Source organism: Pontibacter liquoris (assembly GCF_022758235.1).
In the GTDB taxonomy this organism is placed as follows: domain Bacteria; phylum Bacteroidota; class Bacteroidia; order Cytophagales; family Hymenobacteraceae; genus Pontibacter; species Pontibacter liquoris.
The window spans coordinates 2,928,001-2,945,521 of sequence record NZ_JALEBG010000001.1 but is presented as its reverse complement, the minus strand read 5'-3'; the positions used below and the strand labels follow the sequence as shown (position 1 = coordinate 2,945,521).

Sequence of the window (17,521 nt, the reverse complement as noted above, 5' to 3'; positions counted from 1 at the left end):
CTACCAGGCTTTATTATTTCATTGAAAATCCTGCCAATCCTTTCATCCTGTAAATCCTGATCCTGACATCAATCATTCCCAAACATGACGGGCGTCATCTTTTCTGACGGCCCACTTTTAGAATTTTGCAGTGTTAGAAAACACAATTATCACCAACTAATACATACATCATCTTAACAAATGGAGGACACCGCACATGTCAACTAGTGTAACAGAAGTCTTACAAAACGCGCCCGAACGCAATGTGCCCCACGGCGGGGGCAACAGGGCCACCGAGACATTCTTTTATGATAACAAGATCGTCCGGAATTTTGGCATAGCCACGGTATTCTGGGGCGTAGCCGGTATGATGATCGGGGTGCTGATCGCGTTCCAGCTGGCCAACCCAGCCGTTAACATGGGCACCGAATACACCACCTTCGGTCGTGTCCGCCCGCTGCACACCAATGCCGTAATTTTTGCCTTTGTTGGTAACGCCATTTTTATGGGCGTTTACTATTCGCTGCAGCGCCTCTGCAAGGCCCGCATGTTCAGCGACAAGCTCAGTAAAATACACTTCTGGGGATGGCAGCTCGTTATTTTAGCCGCCGTGATCACCCTGCCGCTGGGCTTTACCACCACCAAAGAATACGCCGAGCTGGAGTGGCCGATTGATATTGCCATTACGCTTACCTGGGTCGTATTTGGCTGGAACATGTTCGGTACCATTGCCAAACGCCGGGAGCGTCACCTGTACGTAGCCATCTGGTTCTACATTGCCACGTTCTTAACCGTTGCGGTGCTGCACATTGTAAACTCTTATGAGTTGCCGGTATCCTTTATGAAAAGCTACTCTGGCTATGCCGGTGTGCAGGATGCGCTGGTACAATGGTGGTATGGCCACAATGCGGTTGCGTTCTTCCTCACCACGCCGTTCCTGGGCCTGATGTACTACTTCCTGCCAAAGGCAGCGAACCGCCCGGTATACTCATATCGCCTGTCCATTATTCACTTCTGGTCTTTGATATTCATTTATATCTGGGCTGGCCCACACCACTTGCTTTATACAGCTTTGCCTGACTGGGCACAATCATTAGGTACGGCTTTCTCGGTGATGCTGCTTGCGCCAAGCTGGGGAGGTATGATCAACGGCCTTTTAACCCTGCGCGGTGCCTGGGACAAAGTGCGCGAAGAGCCTATCCTTAAGTTTATGGTGGTGGCGATCACTGCCTATGGTATGGCTACTTTCGAAGGCCCGCTGCTGTCGCTTAAAAATGTGAACGCCATTGGCCACTTTACAGACTGGATCGTGGCACACGTGCACGTAGGTGCGCTGGGCTGGAACGGCTTCCTAACATTTGCTATGCTCTACTGGCTGTTCCCACGCTTGTATAACACCAACCTGTTCTCCAAGAAGCTGGCTAACGCGCACTTCTGGCTGGGCACCCTGGGTATCCTGTTCTATGCTATCCCGCTCTACTGGGCCGGCTTTACACAAGGCCTGATGTGGAAACAGTTTAATGCTGAAGGCATGCTGCAGTATCCGAACTTCCTGGAAACCGTGTTGCAGATCATCCCGATGTACTACATGCGTGCCCTGGGTGGTATGCTGTACCTGAGCGGCGTGTTCCTGATGGTGTACAACCTCTACAAAACTGCCAAATCCGGTGCCTTGCTTTCTAACGAAGCAGCTATAGCTCCTCCGATCGCCAAGATCGAAGAAGCCGGTAACCGCCACTGGCACAGCTGGATCGAGAAACGCCCGACGCAAATGGCGATCTGGGCAACGGTTGCGATCCTGATCGGTGGCCTGGTAGAGTTTATCCCGACCTTTGTTATCAAATCTAACGTGCCGACCATTGCCAGCGTGAAGCCTTATACTTCGCTGGAGCTGCAGGGCCGCGACGTGTACATCAAAGAGGGCTGCGTGAGCTGCCACACCCAGATGGTGCGTCCGTTCCGATCAGAGACCGAGCGTTACGGCGAGTACTCCAAAGCAGGCGAGTTCGTGTATGATCACCCGTTCCTGTGGGGCTCCAAGCGCACCGGTCCGGATCTGCACCGCATAGGCAGCAAGTACCCGGATTCGTGGCACTACCACCACATGCTGGATCCTTCTTCCATGTCGCCAGGCTCTATTATGCCGCCTTACCCATGGTTGTTTGAAAAGGATATCGACTTGAGCACCACCGAACCAAAGCTAAAAGTCATGCAGAAATTGGGCGTACCATACGACGATGCCTATGTGGCCAGAGCCAACGAGGAGTTGCTGAAGCAGGCCCGCCAGATCACAGCCGAGCTGAACAAAGAAGGCCTGGAAGTGAAACCGGAGCGTGAAATTGTAGCCCTGATCGCCTACCTGCAACGCCTGGGCACCGACATCAAAGTGAAAGAAGAGCAACAACGATAAAATAGGACACACGAAGCACGTATCACGAATCAAGTACCAGAAATGAAGTCGTGATACATGATACGGGATACGTGCTTCAAAAAAATAAAAAGCCATGTATAAGAACGTATTGCAAAACATAGCAGGCATCGACATTTACCCGCTTATTTCGCTCAGCATCTTTTTCCTGTTCTTTATCGGACTGTTGCTATACGTAACGTTGCTGGATAAAAAACACGTGGAAGCCATGAGCCATGTGCCCTGCACCGGCGAGGATGAGCAAAACGGAGGAGGAACCAACGAATGAATCGCCTGATGATGCCACTTAAAAAAGGAGCATTGGCCATGGCGGCCGGTGTGCTCCTGCTAGGCGCCAACCCGGTGCAGGCGCAGGACGCCATTGCCGGCAAGGCTGTGTTTGATGCCAACTGCGCCGTATGCCATAGTATACAGACCGATGTGGTGGGCCCGGCCCTGAAAGACGTGCACAAGCGCCGCGACGAAGCCTGGATCAAGAAGTTTGTAAAGAACTCCACCGAAATGATCAAGGGAGGCGATGCCACTGCCAAAGAGGTGTTTGAGAAGTATGGCAAAGTGCAGATGCCCGCTTTCGGCGCGATGCTGAAGGACGGCGACATAGACAATGTGATTGCCTATGTGAAGCAGGAGAGCGAGGCCCCGGCTGCAGTGGTGGCGGAAACAACGCCGGCCACGCCCGATGCGACTGCCGCCGAAGCACAGGCGCCGGCAAAAGTAGCTTTCCTGGACCTGCCGCCTGCCTTGTTGATGACTTTCGCGCTGGCTGCGGCCGTGTTGCTGTTGATCGTGATCACGCTGGTGGTGCTGTTCCGCTTGTTTGTACCAATGCTGGGTGATTCGATATACGATGAGGATTTCCGCGCTTCCTTTGCGGGCCGTGTGCTGTTCCTGATGCGGGGCGATGCCACCTTGTTTACTGGCAAAGCCACAGACGTGATCCACTCTAACCACGATTTCGACGGCATCCAGGAATACGACAACGACCTGCCACCCTGGTGGAAGACCATGTTCTATGTATCCATTGTGTTTGCGATTGGCTACATGTTATACTATCACGTGTTCCACACCGGCGCTTTGCAGGAAGAGGAGTATGCGCAGGAAATGCAGCAGGCGGCACTCTTCTCGGCCAAAGCCAACAACGACCCAAATGCTAAAACAGATTACAAAGTGCTGACCGATGCTACGGCGCTGGAAAATGGCAAGAAAACCTTTATCCAGAACTGCGCCGCCTGCCACGGCCAGGAAGCACAGGGTGGGGTAGGCCCCAACCTGACGGACGAGTACTGGTTGCACGGTGGCGATGTAAACGAGGTGTTCCATACTGTTAAGTTCGGGGTTCCGGCCAAAGGCATGGTGGCCTGGCAGGGCAAGCTCGGCAAAGACCAGATCCTGGAAGTATCCAGCTACATCCTCAGTTTGCAAGGCTCTAACCCGGCCAACGCCAAAGAGCCACAAGGCGAGAAGAAGTAATTCTGAATAATTGGATTTTGAATAACTGAATAGGAGTGGTGTGATGATCGGGTTTCACTAATAGATCTCAATATCCACAGGTTCAGTTGTTAATAAGAAAACCGGCAGGGCATTTAATAAAATGTCCTGCCGGTTTTTTGTGTAAGTAGGATTTCTGCTCAATCCGTACGAAAAGCCAGGATTCTGATATAGATCAACCTTGTTAATGATTTCGGTCATCTTTTAAACGCGGGTGTTTGCGGATTTTTGTAACAGGAAAGTGAAGCGGCGGAGAATACGCCTCGCTGTTATTCACTCCTTCAAAATTCAGTCATTCAAAATTTTAACAGGCAGGAATAAAATCCGCACAAATTATCACTGCCATGGCAACTGTAACAAATAAAAAAGTAAAACCAACCGACGAGTTCCGCGACCACATCGCTACAGTAGATGAGTCGGGCAAGCGCGTCTGGGTATATCCCAAAAAACCGAAAGGCAAATTCTACAATTACCGCAAACTGGTAAGCTATGGCTTGCTGGCGCTGCTGTTTGCCGGGCCGTTCATCAAAATAAACGGCTTGCCGCTGCTGATGCTCAACATTGTGGAGCGCAAGTTCGTGATCTTTGGCGTGCTGTTCTGGCCCCAGGACTTCTTTATACTGGTGCTGGCTTTCCTGGCTATGACCGTGTTTGTGATCCTGTTTACGGTCGTATACGGCCGCCTTTTTTGTGGCTGGATCTGCCCACAAACCATTTTCCTGGAAATGGTCTTCCGCCGCATCGAGTATGCCATTGAAGGCGATTACACCAAACAGAAGGCGCTGAACAAAATGCCCTGGAACACCGAGAAGATCCTCAAAAAAGGAGCTAAAACAATCGTTTTCCTCGCCATCTCCTTCCTTATTGCCAATACCTTTCTAGCCTATGTTATCGGCATCGATGCCCTGAAAGCGATCGTAACCGATAATCCGCTGAATCACCTGGCAGGCCTTGGCACAATTGCCGTATTCACGGGTGCTTTTTACTGGGTCTTTGCGTCCTTCCGCGAGCAGGTGTGTACCATCGTTTGCCCCTATGGCCGCATGCAGGGCGTTATGCTGGATAAAAAATCGGTGGTAGTGGCTTATGACTATGGCCGTGGCGAGCCGCGCGGCAAGCTGCGCAAAGGGCAGGAGCGCACCGAAGGCGACTGCATCGATTGCCACCAGTGCGTGCAGGTTTGCCCGACTGGCATCGACATCCGCAACGGCGCGCAGCAGCTCGAGTGCATTAACTGCACGGCCTGCATGGATGCCTGCGACGACATCATGCGCATGATCGGCAAGTCCGAAGGCCTGATCCGTTACGACTCCGAAGAAAGTATAGCCGAAGGCAAAAAGTGGAAGTTCTTTACCTCGCGGGTGATGGGTTATACGACCGTGCTGGTGGTATTGCTGGTAGCGCTTACAACCCTGCTGCTGCTCCGCGACCAGGCTGAGGCGACGATCCTTCGCACACCCGGCCAACTGTACCAGAAAACGGAGCAGGGCACGATCAAGAACCTCTACAATATCTCTGTTATCAACAAAACCAACCACGATATGCCGCTTACGCTCCGCTTGATGGACCACAAAGGCACCATCGAAGTGATTGGCGACAAGCTGGTACTGCCGGCGCAGGGAATTGCGGAAGGTGTGTTCTTTGCCGAGATTCCGCAGGACCAGCTGGAGGGAATGAACTCCAAAGTAGAGATCGGTTTATACTTAGGCGACGAGCTGATCACTACGCAGGATACCAAGTTTCTAGCCCCGGCGAAGTAGGTCGGAAAAGGACACAAGATGTAAGATAGAAGAAACAGGGCTTTCGGAAGTATAAAAGAGTAGCTCATGCAAGTATGGAGACTTGCCCGATTGTACATCACAAGTGACGCTGCGCTTAACACTTGTGGCAGTAGAGAATCAGAAAATCTGAAAGAGCAAAAACAGTAGAAATTCCCCCTCCATAGAGGCCCCACATCACACATTAAAAAATTAGCACCTTACGAAAATGGCAACTATACATAATCAAGAAACAAAGAAAAGCTTCACCTGGTGGCCTTATGCCATTGTAGCGGCCTTGCTGCTGTTCATGGGCTATATTGCCTCGTTTGTGTACCGGGCCATGCGCCAGGACGTGGACCTGGTGAGCACTAATTACTACGAGCAGGAGCTGGCCTACCAGGACCATATGGACACGGTGGGCCGCACCAATGCTGCAGGCAACGTGGCGATAGACTACCATGCTGCCGGGCAAACTATTACGCTGCAGTTACCCGAAAGCTTTGCCGGCAAAAACATCAGCGGCAAGATCAACTTCTTCCGGCCATCAGACGACAAGCTGGATTTTGAACTGCCCCTACAGCTGGATGCCGATCGGAGCCAGTTGCTCAATACCGAAAAGCTGCAGAAAGGCCTCTGGAAAGTGCGCCTGAACTATAGCGCCGGCAGTGAAAATTATTACTCAGAAAAAACAATCGTGATAGAATAAAGCCATGATCTGGGCAGGATTCTTATTCGGGTTGTTAGGCAGTTTCCATTGTGTTGGGATGTGCGGCCCCATCGCGATGGCCTTACCATTTGGCGGGAGCAACGGCTGGCGTTTTTACGCAGGCCGGCTCCTGTACAATGGGGGGCGACTCACCACCTATACTTTGCTAGGCGCACTGGCCGGTGCTTTCGGGCAATCGCTGCAAATGGCCGGGTTACAACAGGCGGTCTCTATCACATCGGGGGTGTTGATCCTGTTGTTGCTGGTCTTGCCGGCCACCTCCAAAGGCAAAGCGGCTAAGGTATTTGGCACCGATAAACTGATGGTTTGGGTGCGCCACAAGCTGGGCTATTTTTTTCAGCAGAACTCGCTCGGTGCCCTGTCTATGGTTGGTTTGCTGAATGGCCTGCTGCCCTGTGGCTTTGTATACATTGCCCTTTCGGGTGCCATCAGCGCGCCGGGCGTAACGGGAGCGATGCTGTACATGCTGCTCTTCGGGCTTGGTACGTTTCCGCTCATGTTCCTGGTGTCATTATCCGGCAAATTCATCAGCCTGAAGCTGCGCCATACCTTTAACAAAGCAGTGCCCTATGGAGGGATGGCTTTGGCCATGCTGTTTATCGTGCGCGGCCTGGGCCTGGGCATTCCCTACATCAGCCCGAAGGTAACCGAAACGGCCGCCCATAAAAAAGAGATCACCATGTGCTGCAGTAAGCCGGAGTAAAATAAACTGGCAAATGTGGGAGTAAGTTTAGCCTTTGGTACATCCTTTACTGAAGAGCACTCCTTTACTTAGATTGCAACAGCAGGTGGACGGAGGCGCGTTGAACGTGTAAAATGCCGGCAAAGTATACGGATGTGGCTTGGAGCAGCTGCGTCTGTTTTTTGATTAGTATAAATAAGATAAATTTGTCCTTTATGCATTTTTGCCCTGATGCCATGATAACCAAACACGATATTACCGGACTGGAAGATATAAAGGTGCTCGTAGATGAGTTTTATACGTTAGTGCGCAATGATGAACTGCTGGCGCCCATTTTTCTTTTCAGGCTTAACACCTACTGGCAACCGCACCTCGAGAAGATGTATACCTTCTGGAACGCGGCGCTTTTCGGCGTGAAAGGCTATACCGGCAACCCTTTTGCCAAACACGCCACCATGCCTGTAGGCGGTGAGCACTTTAACCGCTGGCTCTCGCTCTTTAACACCACTGTGGATACTTATTTTGAAGGGCCTATGGCCGATGAAGCAAAGAACCGTGCGCTGATTATGGCCACCAATTTTGCGCGCCGCATCGATGGTCTGAAAGGGACAGGCAAAGTAACGCTAGTATAAAGGGCTATAAGGCTTTATGGCTAAACTATAACACCATGGAGATGAAAGAAATACATGCGAATGCCGCCTACAAAGTGTTGAAGGTAACGTTAGCTAAAGGCGAAAAAATGCCCCAGCATTTTGCTTCATCCGATGCGTTCCTGATCCTGGAAAAGGGAAAAGTAAAGCTGCAGTTGCCGGATAAGGAAGTGGAACTGGTGCAGGGTGCTACCTGGCACATTCCGGCCGGTTTGCCCCACAGCCTGCAGGTGCTCGAAGATTTTAGCGCCTACGTGGTGCTGGCCGGCCAGGCACAGATCAAATTTACCAACCTCTGAAGCCAACCCATTATACTTCAGCAGCACAACAAAAGGGCAGTGCCCTGTTTTACCTCTGTGCTGGCAGGAAATCCATATTATTGCAAGATAAAGTAACGGATGAATCAGGATGATATCGAAAACGTGTAAATATGGGATCCGGGCAGCTGTTTATGTTGCCTCGCAGGCCGGAAAAGGCGTAAAGCTGAACGTGAAGGATATTGCCAAAGAGGTAGATGCCCCGGAAGCTTTTACGGCCAAAATTCTGCAGATCCTGAACAAGCATCGCATCCTTACCTCGCTCAAAGGGCCATATGGCGGATTTTATATCGAAGATTACCAGCTTGAGCAGCCCGTTATCACGATCGTAAATGCAATTGATGGCACTTCGGTATTTAGGGAGTGCGGCCTGGGACTGAAAAAATGCTCCGAAACGCATCCCTGTCCTATGCACGACAAGTTTAAAGCAGCCCGCGAGTCGCTTCGGGATGTCTTTCAGCATACCACCCTCGGGCAGTTAGCAAATGAGCTGAACCAGGGCACTGCGTTCATCAAGAACCTGGTGTAGCCTGGGGCTGACGGAAGTAGAAGCAGGACTTTGCCAGGCGTATGGAAAAAGATATCAGGATAACGGTGCATGCCTACGTCGAAACGCATGAGCTGTAAACGTACGATGGCGAATACCGCAACTTAATGATGCTGATCTACGACAAGGTATACATCGAAGACTTTGGCGAGTGCAAAGGCGTGGGGCGCTGCGGAACCTGCCATGTGCATGTATGGCATGCCCCGACCGGCATGTTTTTCCATGACGGGGTAGAGCATACAACCCTGGCGCGCTTAGCCGATGTGCAGGAAAACAGCCACCTGGCCTGCCAAATCATGGTGAATAAAAGTATAAACGGCTTGGTGGTGCAGGTGGTGGATGCTGCCTGATCTCCTTAAAAGAGTGGCTTATACATGATGATACAGCAACAGCCACACACTAAAAAATATAAGTATGAATATTATAAAAGAACTCCACCTCCAAGACGATCGACCGGCTACGCTGCCCGTTCGCAATTCAGACAAGGTACAGGTTATCGCCATTGGCCTGAAAAAAGGGCAGGTGCTTAAAAAGCATATGAGTGCCACGCCAGCCATGCTTGTTGTTTTAAAAGGCAAAATCGCTTTCGAAATGGAAGGAACAACCACCGAAGTGGCGGAGCACAACACCTTCGATATACCTGCCACGGTGCCCCACGAAGTAACCGGCCTGGAAGAAAGCGTGTTTTTACTTCTGAAAGAGAAAGCTTAGGAAAGCAGAAGCCTCTGCCGGCTAAGCCACAGGTATAGGAACTTCCGCGTTTCGCAAAGTATAAAGCAGTACCTTCTGCCTTCCTCGCCAAACTTACTTTCCATTCTTTTCCATAATGCTTTACAGGAGAAAAAGCTCCTGACCGAAGCGTGTTATACTTGCTGCCGTCTGCCGGATTTATTTTCCTGGCTTCTGCTTGTGAGCTATCGCGGGGTGGGTTGCATATATTTTTGCTGAAAAGATCCAATGAGGGTTATCATCTTTTCAGCTGTTTTTCATCACTGCCTTGTTGCTGTTGGTTTGCGAGCTTTACGTGAATAAATGTAAAAGTATAAGCCTATGAGCAAGCTAAACGTAATCAAGCGCATACTGGTGCCTATCCAGTTTAACCAGGAAGGAGAGAAGCTGTTGAGTTATGCCGGGCATCTGGCAAAAGGACTTGGGGCAGAGCTCATATTGCTTTATGCCGCCCAGGTGCCGGAGCTGACCTACACACAGCAAAACCGTATCATTCAGTCGTTCCGCCAGTTTGCCGAGCGGGTGCTGATGCGGCAATACAAGCCGGGCACGGGATTTACCACGTTCGAATGCCTGGTGCGCCCAAGCAACCTGCGTAAAAGCATTGCCGCGGCGGTAACAGAATATGCTGTAGACCTGGTGCTGATGGAAGCCTGTTCGCTGCCGGAAGATCCAAAAGAGCGCAACAACCATGCGGCCGGTGTAATGGAAGCCGTTACCTGCCCCGTCATGGTAGTACCTGCTGCAGCTACATTTACGCCGCTTCAGAACCTGGTGTTTGCCACCGATTTTACCGATCAGGACCCCAAGGTATTGCTGCGAATAGCAGCGTTTGCAAAACAGGCCAAAGCGCAGCTAACGCTTGTACAGGTATACACCGCGGCCCAGCGGAGCCAGCTTTGCCAAATGAAAACCGCGCTACGCGAAGTGCAGGCCTTGCTTTCGGGCTACGAGGTAACCCTGCGGTTGCTGGAAGAAGAAGACATGCTGGAAGGGATCAGTGATTTTGCTTCTGATCTGGCGGCTGAGATGCTGGTGCTGGCTACCCAGGATACCTACCTGATGGAGCGCCTCTTCAGCAGTAATTACGTTAAAACGCTGGCATACCATACACAAGTGCCCCTGCTTACCTTCCATCAGCATAAAACCAAGCCCTGCTCCACTTGCTGCACCAACTGCGCCAACAAACAACACGAGCGACAGCTGGCGGAGCTTGCCCGGGTAGCCGGTCTTTAAGGAACCAAAGCGGAGCGATCCGTTCGTTTAATACGCCAGGGGCGGCTATTTCCGGATCATACCGGGAGTAGCCGCCCCTGGTATTTACAGGGTTTGCCAGCAGCCATACTTGCAGACTGGTAATTAGCGGCTACCCCCAGGGTTGTACCAAACAAAAAGAGCGCTGCCGGAATAGCCTCGGCAGCGCTCTTTTTGTTTGGTAGGACAGGTAACGAATACCGTCCTGTAGTATGGCCACTAGCCTTGCTTAAATTGCTTTGGCGAGACCCTGGATCACTTTTACTGTTTGGGTGGGGGCAGTGCCCAGGCCTTCCTGCTGGTGCACGATCTCGCCCTGGGCGTTGAGCACGGTAATGATGTTGGAGTGCGAAAAATTGCCGTTCAGGTCTTTGCTATACTTCACATTCAACAGGGCAGCCAGTTCCTGGATGTCGTCGGGCTGGCTTGTCAGCAGCGTCCAGGTGCGGGTATCGAGCTGGTTGGCTTTCGCAAACGCTTTTAGCTTGGCAGGCGTATCGCGGTCCGGGTCCATGGAAACGAGCACAATGCCTACATCTCCAATTTTATACTTGCCCAGTTCCTGTTCGATGCTTTTCAGATCGGCTACCGTTCTGGGGCAGGCATACCCGCAGCTGGTATAGATCATGGCCACCAGCTGTGCTTTGCCGCGCAGCTTTTCCAGCTTCATTTTCTGGTTGTTCTGGTTAGTCCAATCAGAGGTCAGGTTGTAAAGCGACATGTCGGTGAGGGCGCCGCTTGTGTTTGCTACCGTGGTAACAGCTGCGTTATGGTTATGATCAGCGGCCGCAGTAGGTTTCACGCAGCAGCTATGTTCTTGCGGCTGGCATGCGGCAAAACCAATGGCCAGGGCCAGGAGCAGGGGGTAAGTGAAGCGTTTCATAAGTATAATCGGTTATATTTTGTTCTTTTTAGTAGGTGTCTGTTACCCACTTTAGCACTGATATTTCATTGCTGGCTTTTCGCCTCGCCGGCGGGGCCTTCCTTTTCTCCTTGATGGGGGTAGGGGCCCTCGATAAGAGAAAAGGAAGCAAAAGAATCAAGACGATTTTGAACTCGCTGAACGCTCAAACAAAAAATCGTCAAAAGGGCACCTGGCTAGGGTTTATCTTTTAAGTGAAATGAAGTGCCTTCTACTTATTACCGCCTTGCTAGCTCTACTTTGCTGCTTTGGGCGCACCTGAAGCCCAGGTTACCCACCGTGTAGCTGGGTTTTAAACTGGAGCGGAAGGCGTAGCGCATAAAGGCCACGTAGTTTTTTACATTGGTAGCGTTGCTGGCACCGGCGCCGCAGAACTGCTGCTGGTCGTTGCTGTTGCCGGCGCGGGCATCGCTCTGCAGCATTGCCGAATTGAAGTCCGAGGTCCATTCCCACACCAGCCCAATCATGCCGTACACGCCATAGTAATTGCGGAAACTGCTTTGCACCGCAGGCAGGTACTTGGGGTTTGGCTGGCTGTACCATTCCAGACTGCGCTGGTAAAAGGCTTCGTCGTTGGTCGCGTCGCGTTTTGTTTCGCTGGCCAGAGCGGCATATTCCCATTCATTAACGGTGGGCAGCCGCTTGCCCTGGCACTCGCAATAAGCCTTGGCCGCAAACCACGACACGTTGATCACCGGGCTGTTGTTTAGCTTGGCAGCATCAGGTCCTATACTTTGGTCCGAGGCCCAGTGGCGAAGGTAATTCTGGTCGGCAAAAACTTTTTTTACAGCTGATTTCTGCCACTTGGGTTGCTGCTTCACAAAAGCCAGGAATTCGGCATTGGTTACGGGGTATTTATCCAGCAGAAAACCTTTGACCGGCACCCGGTCTTTTGCAGCACCATAGAGCGGCACAAACGTGCCGCTCGCTACAGGTGCCATTTGCCGGGTCGTGCTCTTTTGCGCCAGCAAAGGCTGGCAGCAGAGCAGGAGCAGGAAAAGAAGCAGTCGGTTCATGATCTTAAAACTTATTCTTTACTGATCGCTTTTGTCTTGATCACCTCTTCGGTTGTCACTACACCGCCTTTGTTGCCCCAGCTATTAAGCACATAGGTCAGCACGTTGGCCACTTCCTCGTCAGACAACTGCAGTTTAGGCATGGTGCTGTTGTAGAGCTCGCCATTCACTTTTATCTGTCCTTCCAGGCCATGCGCTACTACGCCGATCGCGCGGTGCACATCCGCATTCAGGTAATCAGATTTTGCCAGCGGCGGGAAGGCGCCTTTCACCCCTTGTCCTTCGGCCTGGTGGCAGGCCTGGCAGTTGCGGGCAAAAACAGCTTTACCCAGTGTGATACGCTCTTCTTTAGATTCTGCTTTCGGCGCGGCAGGCGCTTTGGCTGTTGGCATTTCCTGGATGGTGCCGCCTTCCGGCAGGTAGATCTTGTCCAGGATCTGGCCGGAGTAGATAGACTTGTCCTCAGGGCCTTCTACTTTCAGCATGCCCAAGGCACCTTTGTTAAACGCCCGGAAAATGGCGTGGTCTACAAGTACATAGTTGCCGGGTACGTCGGTTTTGAACTCGGCAATGGCAGCGCCCCCGGCAGGTATGAGGGTGGTTTGCACGTTGGTTTTTGTGTTGAAGCTACCCTCCGGATATACTGTGTCGAAGATCTCGCCGATCAGGTGGAAAGAGGAAACCATGCCCGGGCCGCCGTTGCCCACAAACATGCGAATCTTTTCGCCTGTTTTGGCTTTCAGCGCATTGTCGCCGGTCAGGGCGCCTACGGATCCGTTAAACACCACGTATGTAGGTTTTTCATCCATGGCTTTCTGCATATCGAAAGGCTGTAGGCCCGGGGCTCCAAAAGCGCCCTTGGTATAAAAGTCGCCCTGCATCACGTAGAACTCCTTGTCAACCGGTGCCATGCCTTCTTCGGGCTCTACCAGTATCAGGCCATACATGCCGTTAGCAATGTGCATCCCTACCGGGGCAGTAGCGCAGTGATATACATACAAACCGGAGTTGAGCGCTTTAAAAGAGAACACTGTCTCGTGGCCCGGAGGGGTAAAGGAAGAGGCAGCGCCACCGCCCGGTCCGGTTACGGCGTGCAGGTCTATGTTGTGGGGGTTTTTGCTGTCGGGGTGGTTCATGAGGTGAAACTCCACTTCATCATTCTGGCGGATACGGATAAACTTACCCGGCACGGTACCGCCAAAGGTCCAGAAAGTATAATCCACGCCATCCGCCAGTTTTTTTACAACTTCCCGTACTTCCAGGCGCACCACTACTTTGGCCGCCGTCTTACGCGTGATAGGTTTGGGCACCATTGGTGGCGAAGTAAGTTCTGCTTCCACTACCGGGAGTTCTTTCGGGGTGCTGCTGGTGCCGGCTGTCAATATATTGGCTGGCTCGGTGGCTTGGGTAGTGCAGGAACTGAGAATGCCGGCGCTGTAGATGGCCACACCCAGCAAGTACACTGCTCTGTTTACTATGGACCGTTTCATGATCGTAGGTTTTAGATAGATTTCTTGTACAAAACTATAAGCGGGCAGCGGTCGGCAGTATGACGCCGGTCATGCCTGTCGCTGATCTTCATCACTTGTGCACAGCTTGGATTAACAAAATGCGCGGGCTATACTTTCAGGCAATGGCTTGCCGGCATAGGCGTTTGCCGGAACAGGTCTGGAAATCAGCCCGTCCGTAGCTTTCGGATTATACTTTCTGAATTATACTAGCAGGATGATACTTTAGGGGCAGGGCGCTCCCTTGGCTATACCTGGTGCTTTTTTCGGGCCAGGCGGTAATAGTTATACTTTGCCGAATCGTAGAGGAGGGCGATGAGCAGCAGCAAGGCCGCAACCACCAGTGTGCCCATACTAAGCAGCCGGTGGATGTAGCCGCCCAGCACGCAACCCAGGAAAAAGAAGGTGATGATAACAAGCCGGAGCCGCACGCTTTTCACAAGCTTGGTGCGCTGCTCGGGGGCAATGCGGAAGCACAGTTGCGCGAGTTCAATGCCCAGGTCGGTGAAGAGTCCGGTCAGGTGGGTGGTGCGCACCACCGACTTGGAAACATGCGTCACCAGCGCGTTCTGCAGGCCCATCGAAAAGAGCAACAGCGCGGCAAGCGCAATGCCGCTCCCGCCGCTGCCAGGTATAAAATTGCCAAACAGACCAGCTAACAGTAACAGCACGATCTCGACTGCCATCGGTACAACATGCGGGTTCTTATACCCCCTGCGCAGGGAGAAATGAGTACTGAAGCTGGAAGAAAAGGAGCCGGCCAGAAAAGCCAGTATGTATAACAAGGTGATTAAGGCCAGGCCATACTGCTTTTTTTCCACGTCTTCGGCAAAAAAGGCAAAATGCCCCGTTACGTTGGTAGTAAGCGTGTGCAGCGACAATACCCCGGTGATATTTACCATGCCCGCAATAAAGGTGAGCGCCGCAGCCAACTTGCGGTTATGCTTAAACGTGCGGACTTTGCCCTGGTGGCGAAACATAGGGTGGGAGCAAATGGAAAGTATAAAGATACGCGATTCCGAGTATTTCTGAAAGCGGAAACACAAGCCATTTTAGGCGTATTTGGCGGTGGATTTCCGGGTAATTTCCTTTCTACAGATAGGCTGTAGCTGCCACACAAAAAAAGGCCGCCTGCCGGAAATTGCTTCCGGCAGGCGGGCCTGGTTAAAATTAAAAACAACTTATTTCATTACATCTTTATGCACGCTGGGATAATTCTCCTGCGAAATATCGGTTTCCTCTTCCAAAGACCAGCCGGTCTTCAGGCCAAGTATAAACCAGGCCAGCGCCACTACGCCACCCGCAAATACCGTGTCGCCAACTACGCGCAGCCAGCGCAGGGTTTCCATGGTGTCGGTTTGCATAAACTCCATGGAGCGGGCATACCACAGGCCATACTCCACACTTGCCCAGGTCTGCATCAGGCCGATGGGTAGCAAACTGATCACGATCATCAGTGTCAGGCCAATGTTGATGGACCAGAAGGCAAAGCTGATCACCCCATTTTTCCAGCGACGGCGTGCAGCCATGCTTTTCAGCACAAACAGCATCAGGCCGATGCCCAGTATACCGTACACCCCGAACAGGGCCGCATGCCCGTGCACCGCTGTGGTATTGAGCCCTTGCATATAGTATAAGGCGATTGGCGGGTTGATCACGAAGCCAAAGATACCGGCGCCCACCAGGTTCCAGAACGCCACTGCAATAAAGCAGTAGATAGGCCATTTGTAAGCTTTGATCCACTCGGTAGCGCGACTCAGCGTCAGATTGTGATAAGCTTCGAACCCGATGAGCACCAGCGGCACTACTTCCAGGGCGCTAAAGGTGGCCCCCAACGCCAGGATAGAGGTGGGCGTGCCGCTGAAGTATAGGTGGTGAAACGTGCCGATAATGCCGCCAAACAGGAAGATGATGGTGGAGAAGAGCACGGTGCCAGTCGCGATCTTAGTTTGCAGCAGCCCCATGCGCACAAAGAGGAAGGCGATCACCACGGTGGCAAATACTTCGAAGAAGCCTTCTACCCACAGGTGCACCACCCACCAGCGCCAGTACTCAGCAATGGCCAGGTTGGTATGCTGGCCCCACATCAGTCCGGCGGCATAAAACAGCGCAATTGCTACAGACGAGATCAGGAACATGCCCAGTAGGTGGCGGCCTTCAGCCTGTGATTTGAAAGCAGGCCAGATGGCACGCGTCATCAAAAACAGCCACAATACGAGCCCTACCAGCAGGAAGATCTGCCAGAAACGGCCCAGGTCCACATACTCATACCCTTGGTGGCCCAGCCAGAAGTTTTCGGCGTAGCCCAGTTTCTGCATCACGCCAAACCACTGGCCAGCCATAGAGCCTGCTACAATAATGATAAGGCAGATGAAGAGGAAGTTTACGCCCAGCCGCTGGAATTTAGGCTCATACCCCGAAACAGCCGGTGCAATGTACAGGCCGGTAGCCAGCCACGAGGTAGCGATCCAGAGGATAGCCAGTTGCACGTGCCAGGTGCGGCTTACGGAGTAGGGGAGTATTTCTGACAGCGGCATGCCGTAAAGCTTCTGGCCTTCCACGCCGTAGTGGGCCGTTACGATCCCCATGGCGATCTGTACCAGGATCAGGGCAGTGACTACCCAGAAATACTTGAGCGTGGCCCGCATGGAGGGCGTTGCCTGCAATCCCAGCAGAGGGTCCTGCTTGGGCAGTCGTTCAATGTCCAGCTCTTCGTCCTTGTGCGAGGCATAGTAGTAGGCCAGTAACCCGATACCACCGATCAGGATGATCACGCTAAAGCCCGTCCAGATGATCAGGTCGCTGCTAGGGCGGTTGCCAACCAGCTCTTCGGCTGGCCAGTTGTTAGTATAGGTTACTTCGGAGCCGGGCCGTTCGGTCACGCAGGCCCAGGTAGCCCAGAAAAAGAAAGCGTTCATCTGGCGCATCCGTTCCGGGTCCTTGATGGCATTGTCGGCAATGGCGTAGGCATCGCGGTACTTGGCCATTTCGGGGTTGTTGGTAAACAGGCCCGCATAAAACTGGCTAACCGATGCCACTGCTTCGGCCCGCGCATCGGAGACAGTGATCGTGCCGGTGGCCTTGTTGTAAGTATTGGCGCGCACCTGCTTTTGCAAACGGGCCTGCAACATGGCCCTGTTTTCGGCATCCAGGCGGGCGTAGGTGGTGCCTTTGGCTTCTTTTGCCCAGGCATCCAGCATAAAAATAGCCTCTTTGTGCAGCCAGTCAGCTGTCCAGTCGGGGGCTACATAGGCGCCGTGGCCCCAGACCGAGCCCAGTTCCTGGCCTCCAATGGATTGCCATACATTCTGGCCGTTTCGGATATCCTCGCCGGTAAAGAGCACTTTACCCGAAGCACTGACCACTTTATCCGGAATAGGCGGAGCCTGCCGGTAGATTTCTGAGCCAAAGTAGCCCAGCACGGAGAAAGAGCCGATGATAACGACTATAAATCCGATCCAGAGTTTTTTGTATTTCATAATGGTAAATAAGTATATATAAGATGGGTATATAG

General features: G+C 52.3%; 17 protein-coding genes. 12 read left to right on the top strand and 5 right to left on the bottom strand.

The annotated features are described in order from the left end of the window. Positions 1–196 precede the first annotated feature (196 nt). The 12 genes from ccoN (at position 197) to LWL52_RS12165 (ending at position 10,543) form a co-directional block, all read left to right on the top strand. Positions 197–2,389: a cytochrome-c oxidase, cbb3-type subunit I gene (gene ccoN, locus LWL52_RS12220; RefSeq protein ID WP_242920189.1), complete on the top strand. Its 2,193-nt coding sequence runs from the start codon at positions 197–199 to the stop codon at positions 2,387–2,389. Positions 2,390–2,483: 94 nt separating this feature from the next. Then, positions 2,484–2,675 carry a hypothetical protein gene (locus LWL52_RS12215; protein WP_242920187.1) on the top strand — a complete coding sequence of 64 codons (192 nt, stop codon included), beginning with the start codon at positions 2,484–2,486 and terminating at the stop codon, positions 2,673–2,675. A gap of 8 nt (positions 2,676–2,683) precedes the next feature. Beyond that, positions 2,684–3,877 carry a c-type cytochrome gene (locus LWL52_RS12210; RefSeq protein ID WP_242920185.1) on the top strand — a complete coding sequence of 398 codons (1,194 nt, stop codon included), beginning with the start codon at positions 2,684–2,686 and terminating at the stop codon, positions 3,875–3,877. Between the two features lie 362 nt (positions 3,878–4,239). Further along, positions 4,240–5,655 carry a cytochrome c oxidase accessory protein CcoG gene (ccoG, locus tag LWL52_RS12205; protein ID WP_242920183.1) on the top strand — a complete coding sequence of 472 codons (1,416 nt, stop codon included), beginning with the start codon at positions 4,240–4,242 and terminating at the stop codon, positions 5,653–5,655. Between the two features lie 226 nt (positions 5,656–5,881). Then, a complete protein-coding gene (locus LWL52_RS12200) occupies positions 5,882–6,361 on the top strand; it encodes a FixH family protein (protein ID WP_242920181.1) in 480 nt (159 codons plus the stop codon). Between the two features lie 4 nt (positions 6,362–6,365). Continuing rightward, positions 6,366–7,085, top strand: a complete 720-nt coding sequence (locus LWL52_RS12195; protein ID WP_242920179.1) for a sulfite exporter TauE/SafE family protein — start codon at positions 6,366–6,368, stop codon at positions 7,083–7,085. Positions 7,086–7,300: 215 nt separating this feature from the next. Next, entirely contained in the window at positions 7,301–7,696 is a 396-nt protein-coding gene (locus tag LWL52_RS12190) for a group III truncated hemoglobin (protein WP_242920177.1), read from the top strand. A gap of 35 nt (positions 7,697–7,731) precedes the next feature. After that, a complete protein-coding gene (locus LWL52_RS12185) occupies positions 7,732–8,013 on the top strand; it encodes a cupin domain-containing protein (RefSeq protein WP_242920175.1) in 282 nt (93 codons plus the stop codon). Positions 8,014–8,122: 109 nt separating this feature from the next. Beyond that, on the top strand, positions 8,123–8,560 hold the full coding sequence (locus tag LWL52_RS12180; RefSeq protein ID WP_242920173.1) for an RrF2 family transcriptional regulator: 438 nt from the start codon (positions 8,123–8,125) through the stop codon (positions 8,558–8,560). A gap of 125 nt (positions 8,561–8,685) precedes the next feature. Beyond that, positions 8,686–8,928, top strand: coding sequence for a 2Fe-2S iron-sulfur cluster-binding protein (locus LWL52_RS12175; RefSeq protein WP_242920171.1), 243 nt, complete (start codon positions 8,686–8,688; stop codon positions 8,926–8,928). A gap of 64 nt (positions 8,929–8,992) precedes the next feature. Next, positions 8,993–9,289: a cupin domain-containing protein gene (locus tag LWL52_RS12170; protein WP_242920169.1), complete on the top strand. Its 297-nt coding sequence runs from the start codon at positions 8,993–8,995 to the stop codon at positions 9,287–9,289. Between the two features lie 339 nt (positions 9,290–9,628). Next, on the top strand, positions 9,629–10,543 hold the full coding sequence (locus LWL52_RS12165; RefSeq protein ID WP_242920167.1) for a universal stress protein: 915 nt from the start codon (positions 9,629–9,631) through the stop codon (positions 10,541–10,543). Between the two features lie 247 nt (positions 10,544–10,790). Here the strand turns inward: LWL52_RS12165 and LWL52_RS12160 are convergent, their stop codons facing one another. From LWL52_RS12160 to LWL52_RS12140, 5 genes are all read right to left on the bottom strand, one after another. After that, a complete protein-coding gene (locus LWL52_RS12160; protein WP_242920165.1) occupies positions 10,791–11,444 on the bottom strand; it encodes an SCO family protein in 654 nt (217 codons plus the stop codon). Between the two features lie 257 nt (positions 11,445–11,701). Then, positions 11,702–12,499, bottom strand: coding sequence for a formylglycine-generating enzyme family protein (locus LWL52_RS12155; RefSeq protein ID WP_242920163.1), 798 nt, complete (start codon positions 12,497–12,499; stop codon positions 11,702–11,704). Positions 12,500–12,510: 11 nt separating this feature from the next. Further along, complete coding sequence (gene nirK / locus LWL52_RS12150) at positions 12,511–13,989, bottom strand: copper-containing nitrite reductase (protein WP_242920161.1); 1,479 nt, start codon at positions 13,987–13,989, stop codon at positions 12,511–12,513. 266 nt (positions 13,990–14,255) lie between these two features. Then, positions 14,256–14,987 carry a YoaK family protein gene (locus LWL52_RS12145; RefSeq protein WP_242920159.1) on the bottom strand — a complete coding sequence of 244 codons (732 nt, stop codon included), beginning with the start codon at positions 14,985–14,987 and terminating at the stop codon, positions 14,256–14,258. Positions 14,988–15,188: 201 nt separating this feature from the next. After that, the gene (locus tag LWL52_RS12140; RefSeq protein WP_242920156.1) at positions 15,189–17,486 is read right to left on the bottom strand and encodes a nitric-oxide reductase large subunit; all 2,298 of its coding nucleotides are present in this window, start codon (positions 17,484–17,486) and stop codon (positions 15,189–15,191) included. Between the last annotated feature and the right edge of the window lie 35 nt (positions 17,487–17,521).